The sequence below is a fragment of the Pandoraea apista genome (assembly GCF_001465595.2).
In the GTDB taxonomy this organism is placed as follows: domain Bacteria; phylum Pseudomonadota; class Gammaproteobacteria; order Burkholderiales; family Burkholderiaceae; genus Pandoraea; species Pandoraea apista.
The window spans coordinates 2,775,820-2,790,420 of record NZ_CP013481.2; the positions used below are offsets into that span (position 1 = coordinate 2,775,820).

The 14,601-nt window shown below is 62.9% G+C and carries 9 protein-coding genes; 4 read left to right on the forward strand and 5 right to left on the reverse strand.

What is annotated here, in order from left to right:
- Positions 1 to 25: 25 nt before the first annotated feature.
- Positions 26 to 3,313, reverse strand: a complete 3,288-nt coding sequence (locus tag AT395_RS12885) for an efflux RND transporter permease subunit (protein ID WP_042115885.1) — start codon at positions 3,311 to 3,313, stop codon at positions 26 to 28.
- A 346-nt stretch (positions 3,314 to 3,659) separates the two neighbouring features.
- Between AT395_RS12885 and AT395_RS12890 the strand changes: the two genes are divergently transcribed.
- Both AT395_RS12890 and AT395_RS12895 read left to right on the forward strand, forming a co-directional pair.
- Positions 3,660 to 4,778: a Dyp-type peroxidase gene (locus tag AT395_RS12890; RefSeq protein WP_048629400.1), complete on the forward strand. Its 1,119-nt coding sequence runs from the start codon at positions 3,660 to 3,662 to the stop codon at positions 4,776 to 4,778.
- A complete protein-coding gene (locus tag AT395_RS12895) occupies positions 4,775 to 5,605 on the forward strand; it encodes a family 1 encapsulin nanocompartment shell protein (RefSeq protein WP_042115887.1) in 831 nt (276 codons plus the stop codon). Before AT395_RS12890 ends, AT395_RS12895 begins: the two co-directional genes overlap by 4 nt.
- A 94-nt stretch (positions 5,606 to 5,699) precedes the next feature.
- Here AT395_RS12895 and AT395_RS12900 read toward each other — a convergent pair whose 3' ends face one another.
- The 4 genes from AT395_RS12900 to metE all read right to left on the reverse strand — a co-directional run bounded on the left by AT395_RS12900 (position 5,700) and on the right by metE (position 12,155).
- Positions 5,700 to 7,415, reverse strand: a complete 1,716-nt coding sequence (locus AT395_RS12900; RefSeq protein WP_048629401.1) for a glycosyltransferase family 39 protein — start codon at positions 7,413 to 7,415, stop codon at positions 5,700 to 5,702.
- Between the two features lie 60 nt (positions 7,416 to 7,475).
- Complete coding sequence (locus AT395_RS12905; RefSeq protein ID WP_042115889.1) at positions 7,476 to 8,837, reverse strand: sensor histidine kinase; 1,362 nt, start codon at positions 8,835 to 8,837, stop codon at positions 7,476 to 7,478.
- Positions 8,834 to 9,493, reverse strand: coding sequence for a response regulator transcription factor (locus tag AT395_RS12910; RefSeq protein ID WP_042115890.1), 660 nt, complete (start codon positions 9,491 to 9,493; stop codon positions 8,834 to 8,836). Before AT395_RS12910 ends, AT395_RS12905 begins: the two co-directional genes overlap by 4 nt.
- 373 nt (positions 9,494 to 9,866) lie before the next feature.
- A complete protein-coding gene (metE, locus tag AT395_RS12915) occupies positions 9,867 to 12,155 on the reverse strand; it encodes a 5-methyltetrahydropteroyltriglutamate--homocysteine S-methyltransferase (protein ID WP_058375198.1) in 2,289 nt (762 codons plus the stop codon).
- A gap of 218 nt (positions 12,156 to 12,373) precedes the next feature.
- On the opposite strand from metE, the gene AT395_RS12920 reads away from it, so the two are divergent.
- Positions 12,374 to 12,967 (forward strand): molybdopterin-dependent oxidoreductase, encoded by a 594-nt coding sequence (locus AT395_RS12920; protein WP_042115892.1) that lies wholly within the window; start codon positions 12,374 to 12,376, stop codon positions 12,965 to 12,967.
- A gap of 92 nt (positions 12,968 to 13,059) precedes the next feature.
- Positions 13,060 to 14,505 carry a DEAD/DEAH box helicase gene (locus AT395_RS12925; RefSeq protein WP_048629404.1) on the forward strand — a complete coding sequence of 482 codons (1,446 nt, stop codon included), beginning with the start codon at positions 13,060 to 13,062 and terminating at the stop codon, positions 14,503 to 14,505.
- Positions 14,506 to 14,601: the final 96 nt, after the last annotated feature.

The window sequence follows — 14,601 nt, forward strand, 5'->3', positions numbered from 1 at the left end:
AGCCGGCTGCGGCGTGTTCTGAGTGTTATGCATTGCCATTGCCGCCGCTGTTGCCGTTGTTGCCGTTACCGCCATCGCGGTCATCGTCTTTCGAAATGGGAGGCGCGGGGGGCGCCGGGGAATGGCTGGCCGTGCTTGCACCTCGGGCGGCATCCCGTTCTGCCGTGCGTGCCTTCTTCTGCACCAGCCGTGTGTGGATACCGGCAAAGACCAGCGGCACGAAGAACAGTGTCGAGACCGTGGCGAACAGCAGGCCACCAATCACCGCACGGCCCAGCGGCGCGTTCTGTTCGGCGCCTTCGCCCAGCCCGAGTGCCATCGGCACCATGCCGATAATCATTGCCAGTGCGGTCATCAGCACCGGACGAATTCGGCTAGCCCCGGCCTCGAGCGCCGCTTTAAGCGGCGCCATGCCGGCTTGCATGCGCTGACGTGCAAACGCGACCACGAGAATACTGTTGGCGGTGGCCACGCCCATTGTCATGATGGCGCCTGTCAGCGCCGGTACCGATAGCCGTGTGCCGGAGAGGAAGAGCATCCAGACAATGCCCGCGAGGGCGGCAGGCAGGGCGCTCACGATAATGAGCGGATCGACCCACGACTGGAAGTTCACCACAATCAGCAGGTAGACGAGCACGATGGCCATCGCCACCCCCACGCCCAGCCCGAGGTAGGAGCTTTGCATGGTGCTGACCTGACCGCGCACGGTGATCTGGCTGCCGCGCGGCAAATCCTTGCGGGCTTGTGCGACGAGCTTGTCGATGTCGCCCGCCACACTGCCCAGATCCCGACCCTCCACGCTCACGAAGATGTCGATTACCGGGCGAATGTTGTAGTGGCTGACCACAGCGAACTGTTGTGTCGGCTCGACCTTCACGAAGTTGGCGAGCAGTTGCGGCTGGCCGTTGTTGGCGGTGCCCGCCACCGGCAGGCGCAGCAAGTCGTCGATCGAGCTGATGCGGTACTGCGGCGATTGCACCGACAGGCTGTACTCCACGCCGTTCTGGTTGTTGAACCAGAATCCCGGCGATGTCTGCGAACTGCCTGAGAGCGAGATCAGCACGTTCTGCGCAACGGCGTTGGCGTTCAGGTTCAGTTGCTGCAAACGCGTGCGATCCATATTCAGATGTAGCGTCGGTGCGTTCACCCGTTGCTGAATGTGGGTGTCGACGGTGCCCGGCACCTGCCGCACCTGCTTGAGCAGCCGGGTGGCGACATCGAAATTCGCCAGTTGCTGATTGCCGCTGATCTGAATGTCGATGGCGGCAGGCAGGCCGAAGTTGAGAATCTGCGTAACGATGTCTGCCGGCTGGAAGAAAAACTCCACTCCCGGAAAGCGCTGTGGCAGCAAGGCCCGCAGTTTGTCGATGTAACCCTCGCTCGGGTGATGATCGGGGCTCAGCGCGATCTGAATCTCGCCGTCGAGTGTGCCGATGGTGCCCGCGTTGCTGTACGAGAGGTTAATACCGCTGTAGGGCAAGCCGAGGTTGTCGAGAATCGTTTCGAGTTCGTTGGCGGGCACGACCTCGCGCACCACCTTCTCGACTTCGTCGGCCAGTCGCGCCGTTTCCTCGATGCGGGTGCCGGTCGGAGCGCGCATGTGCATGCGGATATCGCCAGCGTCCACCGTGGGGAAGAAGTCGGCGCCCAATGCGAACACCAACCCCATCGACAATACGCAGAAGGCCAGGAAACCGGTGGCGAAAACGCGTCGGCGCACCAACAGCATCGAGAGCACGACGATGTACGCGGCGCGCATACGCTCGAAGCCGGCGTCGAAGCGCAGGTAGATACGGCGAAACGCGCCGGGCTTCGCGTTCGGATCGGCCTGATGCGCGTGTCCCATGAGCAACATGGCGAGCGTGGGCACCAGTGTGCGCGAGAGGATATACGACGCGAGCATCGCGAACACCACGGCCTCGGCGAGCGGCACGAACAGGTAGCGCGCCACGCCTGTGAGGAAGAACATCGGCACGAACACGATACAGATACACAGCGTGGAGACGAGCGCGGGCACGGCGATTTCGCCCGCGCCGTCGAGAATCGCCTCATGCAGCGGTGTTCCCATATGGAGATGACGCTCGATGTTCTCGATGGTCACGGTCGCATCGTCGACCAGAATACCCACCGCGAGCGCCAGCCCGCCCAGCGTCATGATGTTGATCGTCTGGCCCAGCGCGTGAAGCGCGAGCAGTGAGGAGAGAATCGAGAGCGGAATTGAGATCGCGATAATGCAGGTGCTGCGCCAGTTGCCGAGGAACAGCAGAATCATGGCGGCGGTGAGTGCTGCGGCGATCAATGCCTCGTGAATCACGCCCTGCACGGCGGCCTTCACGAAGACCGACTGGTCGAACAGCGCAGAGATATGCAGATCCGGCGGCAGCGCGGCGCGCGCCTCGGGCAGCAGGGCCTTGAGCGAGTCGACCACGGACAGGGTCGACGCGTCGCCCGTCTTCATGATCGACATCAGCACGCCGCGCTGACCGTTCTGACGCACGATGTTCGTCTGCGGCGAGAACCCCGTGCGAACGTGCGCGACTTCTCGCAAATACGTGGTGGCGCCGCCCACTGTGCGTACCGGAATGTTGTTCAGCCCTTCGACCGTTGGCGGCGAACCGTTCATGTCGACGGTGTACTCGCGCGGGCCGATCTTTGCCGTACCGGTCGGCAGGATCAGGTTCTGGGCGTTCACGGCGGCGACCACGTCTTGCGCCGTCAAGCCCTTGGCGAGCAGGGCGCGCGTGTCGATGTCCACCGAAATCAGGCGGGTCTTGCCGCCATACGGATAGGGCACGGCGGCCCCGGGGATCGTGACCAGTTGCGGACGCAGAAAGTTGAGCGCAGTGTCGTTAAGCGCAGGCTCCGACAGACTGGGGCTCGACAGGCCGAGCTGCATCACCGGGATCGAGGAGGCCGAGTAACTGATGACGAGCGGCGGTGTCGCCCCCGGCGGCATTTGCTTGACCTGCGCCTGCTCGACCGCGACGACCTGCGCGATCGCCGTCTGGATATTGGCCGTGGGTTGCAGGAAGATCTTGATGATGCCGATGCCCGGCAACGACTGCGACTCGATGTGCTCGATATTGTTGACGGTGGTGGTCAGCCCGCGTTCGTTACCGGAGATCATCCGGTCGGCGATGTCCTGCGCCGACAGACCGTTGTAGGTCCAGATGATGCTGATTACTGGGATATTGATTTCCGGCAGCACGTCGACCGGGGTGCGCATGAGCGCAAGCGGCGTGGCGAGCAGGATCAGAATGGCCATCACGATGAACGTGTATGGCCGTTTGAGCGCAACGTTAACAATCCACATGGTTCAGACGCGCTCGGGCGCAGTCGCAGGCGTACGGACAAGGGCCGTCCGGCACGTGCGCAGACGCGCTGTCCCGGTACCGGATGGAACGCCGCCATGGTAGGGGCGCACCCCCAACGCCAAAATGGCGCCAAAATGGCGAAATTGCCATAAATCATTCAACGCCCCGCAAAGCCGCACGGCATAAGGCTTTGCTGGTCTGTCCGACGATGGGAGTGGCATATTACGGTGTGTTGCGTTATAAAGTTGACACACCAAAAGTCGCCGCCCGATAGCCCACGGCCTGCCGTTTCCGCCGGGGCCGCGGTTGCCGGCGTCGAGAACCCCAGTCCCACGCAGGAAAGCAATGACCGAACGTCCGACGTCTCCTCCAGAACCTCAGCCCGTCTCCGGTACCGTCACCCGCAGCGCTATTTTCCTCGTCGCCACCGTGCGTGACGACGAAGCGGCTCACGCGAGCGTGCGGGGCTGGTGTGCCGATGCTGCTGCTTATGTCCGCTCGGTCGGCAAGCGTGTGCCGTCGGGCAATTTGTCGTGTGTGGTGGGCTTCAGCGACAACGCCTGGGACCGTCTATTCGGCGACCCGCGGCCTGCCGAGCTGCATCCGTTCCGTGAATTCGGTTCGGGCAAGCGGCATGCACCGGCCACGCCCGGCGATCTGCTGCTGCACATTCGCGCCGACCAGATGGACCTCTGCTTCGATCTTGCAACGCTCATGCTCAATAAGCTGGGCGACGCAGTGACTGTGATCGACGAGGTTCACGGCTTCCGCTATTTCGATATGCGCAGCATGGTCGGTTTCGTCGACGGTACCGAGAACCCCGTGGGCAAGGAAGCGCTCGAATTCACGGTGATGGGCGACGAAGACCCCGAATTCGAAGGCGGTAGCTATGTCCTCGTGCAGAAGTATCTTCATGACATGGCGGGCTGGAACGCACTGCCGGTCGAGGCGCAGGAGCGCATTATCGGGCGCACCAAACTCTCCGACGTCGAACTCGATGAGGGCGTGAAGCCCAGTTGGTCGCACAGCGCCCTGACCACGCTTGAGGAAGATGGCAAGGAAATCAAGATCCTGCGTGACAATATGCCGTTCGGCCGCCCCGGTTCCGCCGAGTTCGGCACCTACTTCATCGGCTATGCCCGCTCCCCGGCCCCTATCGAGCAAATGCTCGAGAACATGTTCGTGGGGCGTCCGCCCGGGAATTACGATCGTCTGCTCGACTTCAGCAACGCCGTGACCGGCGGGCTGTTCTTCGTGCCGTCGGCGCCGCTGCTTGAAGCGCTTGCCGAGCGCGAGCCCCCGGCGGCGGCCACCGAGTCGGCGACGATCAAGACACTGATCGATGCAGCGTCGGCGGCCACGCCCGTGGTCGACGTCACGGTATCGTCTCTCACCTCATCGAGCGCCGCCCCGGCGGATGGCTCACTGCAAATCGGATCGCTTAAAGGAGTTTCTCAGGCATGAATAACCTGCATCGCGAACTGGCCCCCATTTCGAACGCCGCCTGGGCGCAAATCGAAGAAGAGGTGGCGCGCACGTTCAAGCGGACGGTCGCCGGCCGTCGAGTCGTCGACGTCAAGGGCCCGGGCGGTCTGGCGCTCGCGGGCGTTGGCACGGGTCATCAGAAGGCCATCGATGCGCCGTTCGACGGCGTGGGTGCGCGTCAGCGCGAAGTGATGCCGCTCGTGGCACTGCGTGTGCCGTTCGAACTGTCGCGTGAAGCGATCGACGATGTCGAGCGCGGCGCCAACGACTCGGATTGGCAACCGGCCAAGGACGCCGCCATCAAGCTGGCATACGCAGAAGATCGCGCGATTTTCGACGGTTACAAAGCCGCGCACATCACAGGGGTGCGCGAAGGCACGTCGAACCCGGTGCTGCCGCTGCCGGCGAACATTGCCGATTACCCGACCGTGATCGCCAAGGCGCTGGAGCAGCTTCGCCTGGAAGGGGTCGATGGTCCGTACAGCGTGCTGCTGGGCGCCGACGCCTACACGGCGGTGACCGAGGCCAACGATCAGGGCTATCCGATTCTCGAGCACATCGGGCACATTGTGAGCGGCGAGATCATCTGGGCGCCGGCCATCGACGGCGGCTGCATTCTCTCCACGCGCGGCGGCGACTACGAGATGCACATCGGTCAGGATGTCTCGATCGGTTACCTCGACCACACCGCGACCACGGTTCGCCTGTACCTCGAAGAGACCTTCACGTTCCTGATGCTGACGGCGGAGGCCGGTGTCTCGGTCGGTCAGGCCAAACCGGTAGATGGAAAGAAGAAGTCGAAATAACTTGAGGTAAGTCGAGCAAGTCTCTGACGGAAAAAGAAAAACGGCTGAAGGCAAAACGTTGCCCTCAGCCGTTTTTTCATGGTCGCTACCGCAATCAGTTGGCGGCAGGCGCCTGTGCGTCCATCGGCTTCTCGATGATGACGCGGCGGTTGTCCCGCGCGATGACCTTCATCGGCAAGCCGAGCGTTTCCAGCACCGTGAACTTCTCCGGATCGACCAGCGCCAGTGCCTTGGGGGCGGCCATCCAGACATCGGCAAACTTGTCGAGCGTCGGAATCCAGCTATCGGGGGCTTGCGAGATGCCGAATTCCAGTTCGTCCTGTACCGCCACCATCGTCATCGGCTGACGCAGGTAGTACGGCATGGTGTGGTCGAGCGTGCCGACCGAGTAGAACGGCGTGTCCGGTCCGAGACGATCCATTTCCGCGCGCACCGCCGGCACCAGATCGATCCCCGAACTCGCGCGTCCGAAGGCTTCGTGGCCCGTGCCGCCGATCATTGTGAAGGCCAGCCAGGTGCCTGCAAATGCAATGAGCGCCTGCTTCGTGCTGCGCTTGCTCAGCCAGTGGGTGATACCGATACCAATCAGGCCGACAACGCTTGCCGCGTACAGGTAATACGAAAACGCACGGTAGGATTCCACCGGGTTGCGGCTGTCCGAGTGATGCGAGAGGAACACCAGACACGTCACGATCGTGCCGGCGAACAGCACGACGGACACCACGAGATGCTTGCGCAGCGAATCGCGCGAGATGCCCGCAATGCCCAGCCCGATGAGCAGCGCGATGGCTGGCACGATCGGCAGCACGTACGAAATGAGCTTCGAGTGCGACAAAGAGAAGAAGCAGAAGATGAAGACGGCCCAGACCGTCGTCATCAGCACCGGACGAAAGCCGTTGGCCTGACGCGGGACGGCACGCGACGCCGAGAAGGCACGCGGGACCATCGACAGCCACGGCAGGAAGCCGACGATCAGCACCGGGACGAAGTACCAGAGGGCGCCGGGGCGATGGTGATCGGGCTTCAGGAAGCGGTTGAAGTGTTCGTTGATGAAGAAGAAATCGAAGAACGAGGGGTTACGCGCCATCACGGCAGCGAACCACGGCACGGTCACGGCGAGCAGCACGATCAGGCCGCTGACGATATAAAGGCGTTTCCACAAGGCCCAGTCGCGTGAAATCAGCGTGTAGATCACGAGCACGGCACCCGGCAACACTACGCCGATCAGCCCTTTGCTCAGGACCGACAGTCCCATCGCCGCCCAGCACAACCACATCCAGTTACGGGTCTGCGTGTCGGTGAGCCCCGGCCGCTGCGCCAGCAGCAGCGAGCACAGCACCAGCGTCATCATGAACGACAGGCCCATGTCGAGCACGTTGAAGTGACCGAGCAGGCTCCACAGCGGAGCGCTTGCCAGGGTGAGCGCGGCGAAAAAGCCTGCACGAGCGCCGAATACCCGACGTCCGGTGTAGCCAACGAGCAGCACGCCGCCGAAGCCAGTCAGGGCGGTCCACAGGCGTGCCTGCCAGTCGCCCAGACCGAAGATCATGAACGTCAGGGCGTTCATCCACGTCTGGAGGGGCGGTTTCTCGAAGTAAAGATAGCCGTTATAGCGCGGCGTGACCCAGTCGCCTGTGGCCAGCATTTCGCGCGCCATTTCGGCGTAGCGGCCTTCGTCGCTTGGAATCAGATGGCGCAAATTCAATACGCCAAACCAAACCAGGGCGAACACGGCGAGCAGCCACAGCAGGGCGGCGGGAGAGATCGGCCAGGGTTCCAACTCGGCGTCACGTTGAGGGCGTGTGGACATGAATGCGAAGCTTCCGGTCTTGATGAATAAGGTAAAGGTAATGAATCTGGCGAACGACGATCAGGCGCTTGGCGTGGAGGTGGCGTCCGGGTTGGGCAACGTGACGCGTACGTGAAGACCGCGTGGTGGTGTCAGGCTGGCATCTTTCAGGCTCACCTGGCCGCCGAGGCGGTCAACGATGGCGCGCACGATGGCCAGGCCCAGCCCGGTACCTTCGCCGCCATTTTCGCGGGAGTCCCGTTGTTCGGTCGCCCGGTAGAACGCGTCGAATACGCGCTCGCGCTTGTCCGCGTCGATCCCCGGGCCCGAATCGATCACGTCGATAGCCACGTCGTGGCCAGTGGCCGACAGGCGGACCGAGACGGTCCCGCCCGCAGGCGTATAACGCACGGCGTTGCCGACAAGATTACTCAACAACGTGACAATCTCGCGTTTCGACCCCATCACGCGCAGATGAGAGCGGCCGGGCACGCTCGACGACGCATCGATCAGATCGAGCACGATCTGTTTGCGGTCGGCCAGAACGAACACGTCTTCGAGCGCTTCATGCACGGCGGGCAGCAGCGTGAGCGGCGCTGCCGCGACCGTCGGTGCGCTTTGTGCTCTGGCGAGGGTCAGCAATTGCTCGATCAGCGTGCGCGTGCGTTGCAAACCGCTCTTGAGTTTGATGAAGCGATTGCGTGTTTCCGCATCGAGCCCCGCCGGGGCGAGCGCCCGGTCGAGGTTCTCGGACTGGATCACGAGTGCCGTCACCGGCGAGCGCAATTCATGGGCGGCGTCGGCAACAAAGCGGCGCTGCTCGTCGAGTGCCTTCGCCAGCCGGGCCAGCAGCCGATTGATCGAGACGATGAATGGCTCGATTTCAGTGGGTGCGCCCCGGGTATCGAGCGCATGCAAATCGGTATCGCGCCGGGTGTCGATCTCGTCGGCAAGGCGTTGCACCGGCCGCCATGCGCGACGCACGGTGACGACAATGGCACCGATCAGCAACGGCACAAAGCCGACGAAGGGCAGCGCAGTGCGCAGGCCGCTGTTACGGGCAATCTCGTTACGGCCTTCCGTCGGCTGGGCGACAACGATGCGCAACTCCGGCGCGATGGTGCGCACGAACGCGCGCCACGTGTGATCGCCCGTGTTGACCGTGTGAAAGCCATCGGCGAGTGTGACCGGGAAGGTGCCGCCAAGGCGCTGGACCGTCAGGCGGTAATCGTGGTCCTGGATCGGCAGGCCGTGCATGGCACTGTCGGCGGCGGCCAGATTGCGCGTATCGACGAGTGCGGCAAGTTGCAGTAATTGGTCGTCCTGAAATCGATAAGCTTCGCGAAAGGCCGACCAGTAGGACACGAAGCCCGCGACGATAGCCAATCCCAGCGCGCAGGCCGAGAGCGTGACCACCAGCCGGGACTGCAATGAACGCATCATGCCTTGGGCACCAGCCAGCCTGCGCCACGGATGTTACGGATGACATCCGCACCGAGCTTCTTGCGAATCGAGTGAATCAGGAAGTCGATCATGTTGCTCTCGATCTCTTCGCCCCAGCCGTACAGACGGTGCTCCAGCGCATCGCGCGAGAGGATCGTACCGGGGCGCAGCATCAGGGCATGGAGCAGCGCGTATTCGCGCGCCGAGAGCACGCAACTGTTTTCGCCGTAGCTCGCCTGATGCGTTGCGGGATCGAGCGCGAGTGCGCCGTTGGTCAGCACCGGCACTGCCACACCGGCCTGACGGCGGATCACGGCGCGCATGCGTGCGAGCAATTCGCCGACTTCGAACGGTTTCACAACGAAGTCGTCGGCCCCGAGATCGAGCCCCTGAATAATGTCTTCGGCGCCATCGCGCGCCGTCACAACGATGATCGGCGTGCGCCCGCCCGCGCCGCGATGGGCTCGCAGCACCTCCCAGCCGTCGCGTCCGGGCAGGCCGAGGTCGAGCAGCATGAGGTCATAGGCATGGGCCGCGAGGGCCGCCAGCGCAGCGTCGCCGTCGCGGCACCAGTCGGCCGCATACGAGGCGTCCTTGAGCGCCTGCATCATGGCCTCGCCGATCATGGTGTCGTCTTCTACGAGCAATATCCGCATGGTTTTCCAAACACTTACCGACGCGCCGGTCGGGCGCGTGCCCATTATCCTGCCAGTCACCGAGGATGGCACGGGCGCACGATAGCGCGCGAAACTTAGGAGAAACTTAGCTCGCGACGATGTGCGCTCGCGCGACTATGCCATGCAAAGCCACTGTAAATCAATGACTTAGAAAGGTTTTTTGATGTAATGCCGACGTGGCCCTCGTGGAAAGCCCTTTGGGCAAAAGCTGACGCCTGTCATGGCGTCCGGGGGCGGGATTTGAGGCGGGGGGGTAAGGGCTAGAAAGCCGACGGGCCGGCGTTGGCCGGCCCGTCGTATCGAGGTCATCTCGTAATGGCGGACCTATCCGATCCGTGTCTCGGGTGCCGGTTTACTGGGCGCGCAGTGTCTTCGCGGCGGCGACCATGTTTTGCAGCGCCGGAATGACTTCGGCCCATTGACGCGTCTTCAGACCGCAGTCCGGGTTGACCCAAAGACGCTTGGCCGGAATCCGCTCCGCGGCCTTTTGCATGAGCGAGACGATGTGCTCTTGGGTTGGGATGTTCGGCGAGTGAATGTCATACACGCCCGGTCCGATCTCGTTCGGGTACTGGAACGAGTCGAACGCATCGAGCAGTTCCATGTCCGAGCGCGAGGTCTCGATGGTGATCACGTCGGCATCCATATCGGCAATGGCCGCGATGATGTCGTTGAATTCCGAATAGCACATGTGCGTGTGAATCTGCGTGTCGTCCTGCACACCGTTCGCCGAGATACGGAACGCCTCGACGGCCCAGTCCAGATACGTCTGCCATTGCGCGCGGCGCAGCGGCAGGCCTTCGCGCAGCGCGGCTTCGTCGATCTGGATCACGCGCACACCGGCACGTTCCAGGTCCAGCACTTCCTCGCGGATCGCCAGGGCCAGTTGGAAGCACGATACCGAGCGGGGCTGGTCGTCGCGCACGAACGACCAGTTCAGGATCGTAACCGGGCCGGTCAGCATGCCCTTCATCGGCTTGCTGGTCAGCGACTGCGCATACTTGATCCACTCGACGGTCATGGCCTTCGGGCGGCTGATGTCGCCGAACATGATCGGCGGCTTCACGCAACGTGAGCCGTACGACTGCACCCAGCCGAACTGGCTGAAGGCGTAGCCCTCGAGCTGCTCGCCGAAGTACTCGACCATGTCGTTGCGCTCGGCTTCGCCGTGCACGAGCACGTCAAGGCCCAGGGCTTCCTGTTCGCGAACGCAGCGGGCAATCTCGGCCTGCATGGCGGCGACGTAACCGGCCTGATCCAGCTCGCCGGCCTTGAACTGGCGGCGAGCGGTACGGATTTCGGACGTTTGCGGGAACGAACCGATCGTTGTGGTCGGGTAGCGCGGCAGGTTCAGCGTGGCGGCTTGCTTTTCGGCACGCGTCGCATACGGGCTCTGACGGCGGCCCAGCGATGCTTCGATTTTCGCCACCGCAGCTTTTACGGCCGGGTTGTGCACACGCGGCGACGCGCGGCGGCTGGCGATGGCTGCGGCGTTTGCAGCCAATTCGGCACGAACCGCGTCACGGCCTTCGTTAAGGGCACGGGCCAGCACATTCACTTCCGCCAGTTTTTGCTTGGCGAAGGCCAGCCACGACTTGATTTCGGCGTCGAGCTTTTGCTCGCTGTCGAGATCGACCGGCACGTGAAGCAGCGAGCACGATGGGGCGAGCCAAAGGCGGTCGCCCAGCGTCTTTGCGACCGGCTCCAGCCAGTCGAGCAGCGCCGTCAGATCGGCCTTCCAGATATTGCGGCCGTTGACCACACCCAGCGACACGATCTTGTCTGCCGGCAGGGCGGCGATGGCTTTTGCGACTTCTTCCCGCGCATTCACGGCGTCGAGGTGCAGACCGTCGATCGGCAGACGGCAGGCCAGCGGCAGATTGTCTTGCAGTTCTCCGAAGTAGGTGGCGAGCAGGCGCTTGACGGGCGTGGAGGCGAGGGCGGCGTAGGCCGTCTCGAAAGCCTTCCGCCAGTCGGCGCTCAGTTCGGTGACGAGGATCGGCTCGTCGATCTGTACCCACTCCACGCCCTGCGCGGCCAGCGTTTTCAGCAGCGTCACGTAGACGGGCAGCAGGCGCGGCAGGAGGGCGAGCTTGTCGCTGTCGTCCTTGGCCTTGCCGAGCCAGAGATACGTGACGGGGCCGATGATGACCGGCTTGGCCTTCACGCCTGCGGCACGGGCTTCGGCGAGTTGCTCGACCAGCCGCGAGGCGTCGAGCGAGAAGTTCGTCGCCGCCGAGAACTCCGGGACGATGTAGTGGTAATTGGTGTCGAACCACTTGGTCATTTCGCCGGCCGCCACGCCACCGCAGCAACCGGCGTGCGCTTCGGCGCTTTGAGCCGAGCGGCCACGGGCCACTCGGAAGTAGTTGTCCAGCACGTCGCCATGGAAATCCTGCACGCGCTCGGGCAGGTTGCCCAGCGTGAAGCTCATGTCGAGGACCTGATCGTAGAACGCGAAATCGCCAACCGGCGCCAGGTCCAGTGCCGCCTGATCCTGCCAGTGGCGTCGGCGCAGCGAGGCGCCAAGCGCCTTCAACGCGTCGCGTGACGATTGGCCTTTCCAATAGGCTTCCTGACCGAACTTCAGTTCGCGCTTCGCGCCGACGCGCGGAAATCCCAGATTATGTGTCTTTGCCATGATCTCTAATGACGCTTGCCGCCAGAGGAAGGAAACAGTGACGACGATCATAGAGATTTTGGTTTATGAATGAAAATGGTCTTATTTGTGATTAACGTTAATTTAATTCATGAATGCGTGGGTGAGCGAACAAGCGAAAGGCCGCGCAATCTTCGTGATACGCTCGTGCGACGCTGTGGCGCACCTGCTGTCATGCACAACTACCTTCGCAAACATCCATGAAAAAAAGAGAGTTTCTCGCTGGCGCGGCCGCCTTAGGTGCGTCGGTGCCCGCGTTGGCCAAGCCGGCCGGTTCCGCGGAGCCGGTTGCCACCACGCCGCTCGTCACCATCAGCGGAGCCATCCGGCAGCGCAACCGAGGGCCTGTCGATCCGGCGCTCGATCAGCTCTTCCATAAACAACTGGTCCGGTTCGACGGCGCGTACGCCTTCGATTTCGGCATGCTGACGCGCTTGCCTGCACAGACGATCCGCCCCACGCTGGAATACGATGCACGGCCGCACACGTTGCGCGGCCCGCTTCTGATCGATGTACTGGCGCAGACCGGCGTTCCCGGCAATGCGCAAACGCAAGTGCTGCTGCGCGCCATCGACGGGTATATCGTCTCCACCACGCTCGCGCAGGTTCGCGACTACCGGTTTCTGCTCGCAACGCATCTCGACGACAAGCCGCTCCCGCTCGGCGGCCTCGGGCCGCTGTGGGCGGTCTACGATCCGGCGGCAATTCCCTTGCTGGCAGGCAAACCACTCAAGGAGCGATTCGAACTCTGCCCGTGGGGCATCTACCACATTCAGATCAACGCCGTTTCCTGAACCGGCACCCCTTTTGCTGCGAGATCGTGAGATTTGCACGCGGTCGCGCGCGCAGGAACCGCTAGAATTGCGGTTTTAGCCCGAAATACACCATGTCTTTTGCCTCGCTTGGCCTGATCGAGCCGTTGCTGCGCAACTTGCAGGAACTCAATTACAAGACACCTACGCCGGTGCAGGCCAAGGCGATCCCGGCAGTCCTTGGTGGCAAGGACGTCATGGCTGCGGCACAGACCGGCACGGGCAAAACGGCGGGATTCGCACTGCCGCTGTTGCAGCGGCTGGTGCAGCATGGGCCGGTTGTGTCCAGCAACCGTGCGCGGGTTCTGGTGCTGGTGCCGACGCGAGAACTCGCCGAACAAGTGCTGCAAAGCTTCATCGAGTACGGCAAAGGCCTCGACTTGCGATTTCTGGCCGCCTACGGCGGTGTGAGCATCAATCCCCAGATGATGAAGTTGCGCAAAGGCGTGGATGTGCTTGTTGCCACGCCGGGCCGTTTGCTCGACCTCAATCGCCAGAACGCCGTACAGTTCGATCAGATTCAGACGCTGGTGCTCGACGAGGCCGACCGCATGCTGGATCTGGGGTTTGCGCGCGAACTCAATGCTGTCTTCGCTGCGCTGCCTGCAAAGCGTCAGACCCTGCTGTTCTCTGCCACGTTTTCCGACGATATCCGCGCCATGGCCGCGAGCATTCTGCGCCAGCCGGTCGATATCAGCGTGAGCCAGCCTAACGCCACGGCCAGCAAGGTCAAGCAGTGGGTGGTGCCGGTGGACAAGAAGAACAAGCCCGATCTCTTCATGCATCTGGTGGCGCAAAACCGCTGGGAGCATGCCCTGGTGTTCGTCAAGACACGCAATGGCGTGGATTACCTGGCGGCCATACTGGATGAAGCGGGCTATGCGGTCGACACCATTCACGGGGACAAACCGCAACCCGCACGCTTGCGCGCGCTGGAGCGCTTCAAAACGGGCGAAGTCTCCATGCTGGTCGCCACGGATGTGGCGGCGCGAGGGCTGGATATCGACGACCTGCCGCTAGTGATCAACGTTGATCTGCCGATCGTGGCGCAAGACTACGTGCATCGTATCGGGCGCACAGGCCGCGCGGGCGCCAGCGGGGTGGCGGTGTCGCTCGTGTGTGCCGATGAGGCGCCGCAATTGGCCGCGATCGAAGCGCTGATCCGGCAAACGTTGCCACGAGAAGAAGAGCCGGGTTTTGAAGCCGAACACCGCGTGCCGCAAACCAGCGAGACCGGCCAAATCATCAAGAAGCCCAAAAAACCGAAGAAACCCAAAGGGGTGCAAGCGGCACCGGGCGCCGCACCGGTGCCCGCCAAGAAGCCGCGTTCGCAAACCGGCGACAACAAACGAAAGCCTGTAACGCGGGGCGCCACGGGTGCGGGGAAAGGCGCGAGTGTGTCTGGTGGTAACCCGTTTGGCGCGCAAAAGCCACGCAGCAAATCCGCCGGCAAGCCCGCAACGGGTTCACGTAAGCCTGCGGGAAAGTCTACTGGCGGGCGTAGCAAACGCCAGCCCTGATCGATAGGTCGACAGGTCGACAGGTCGACAGGTCGATACGAACCGATGCGAACGAGCAAGCTTGGCGCTGGGCCCGTTCACCGGCGCGGCCTCGTC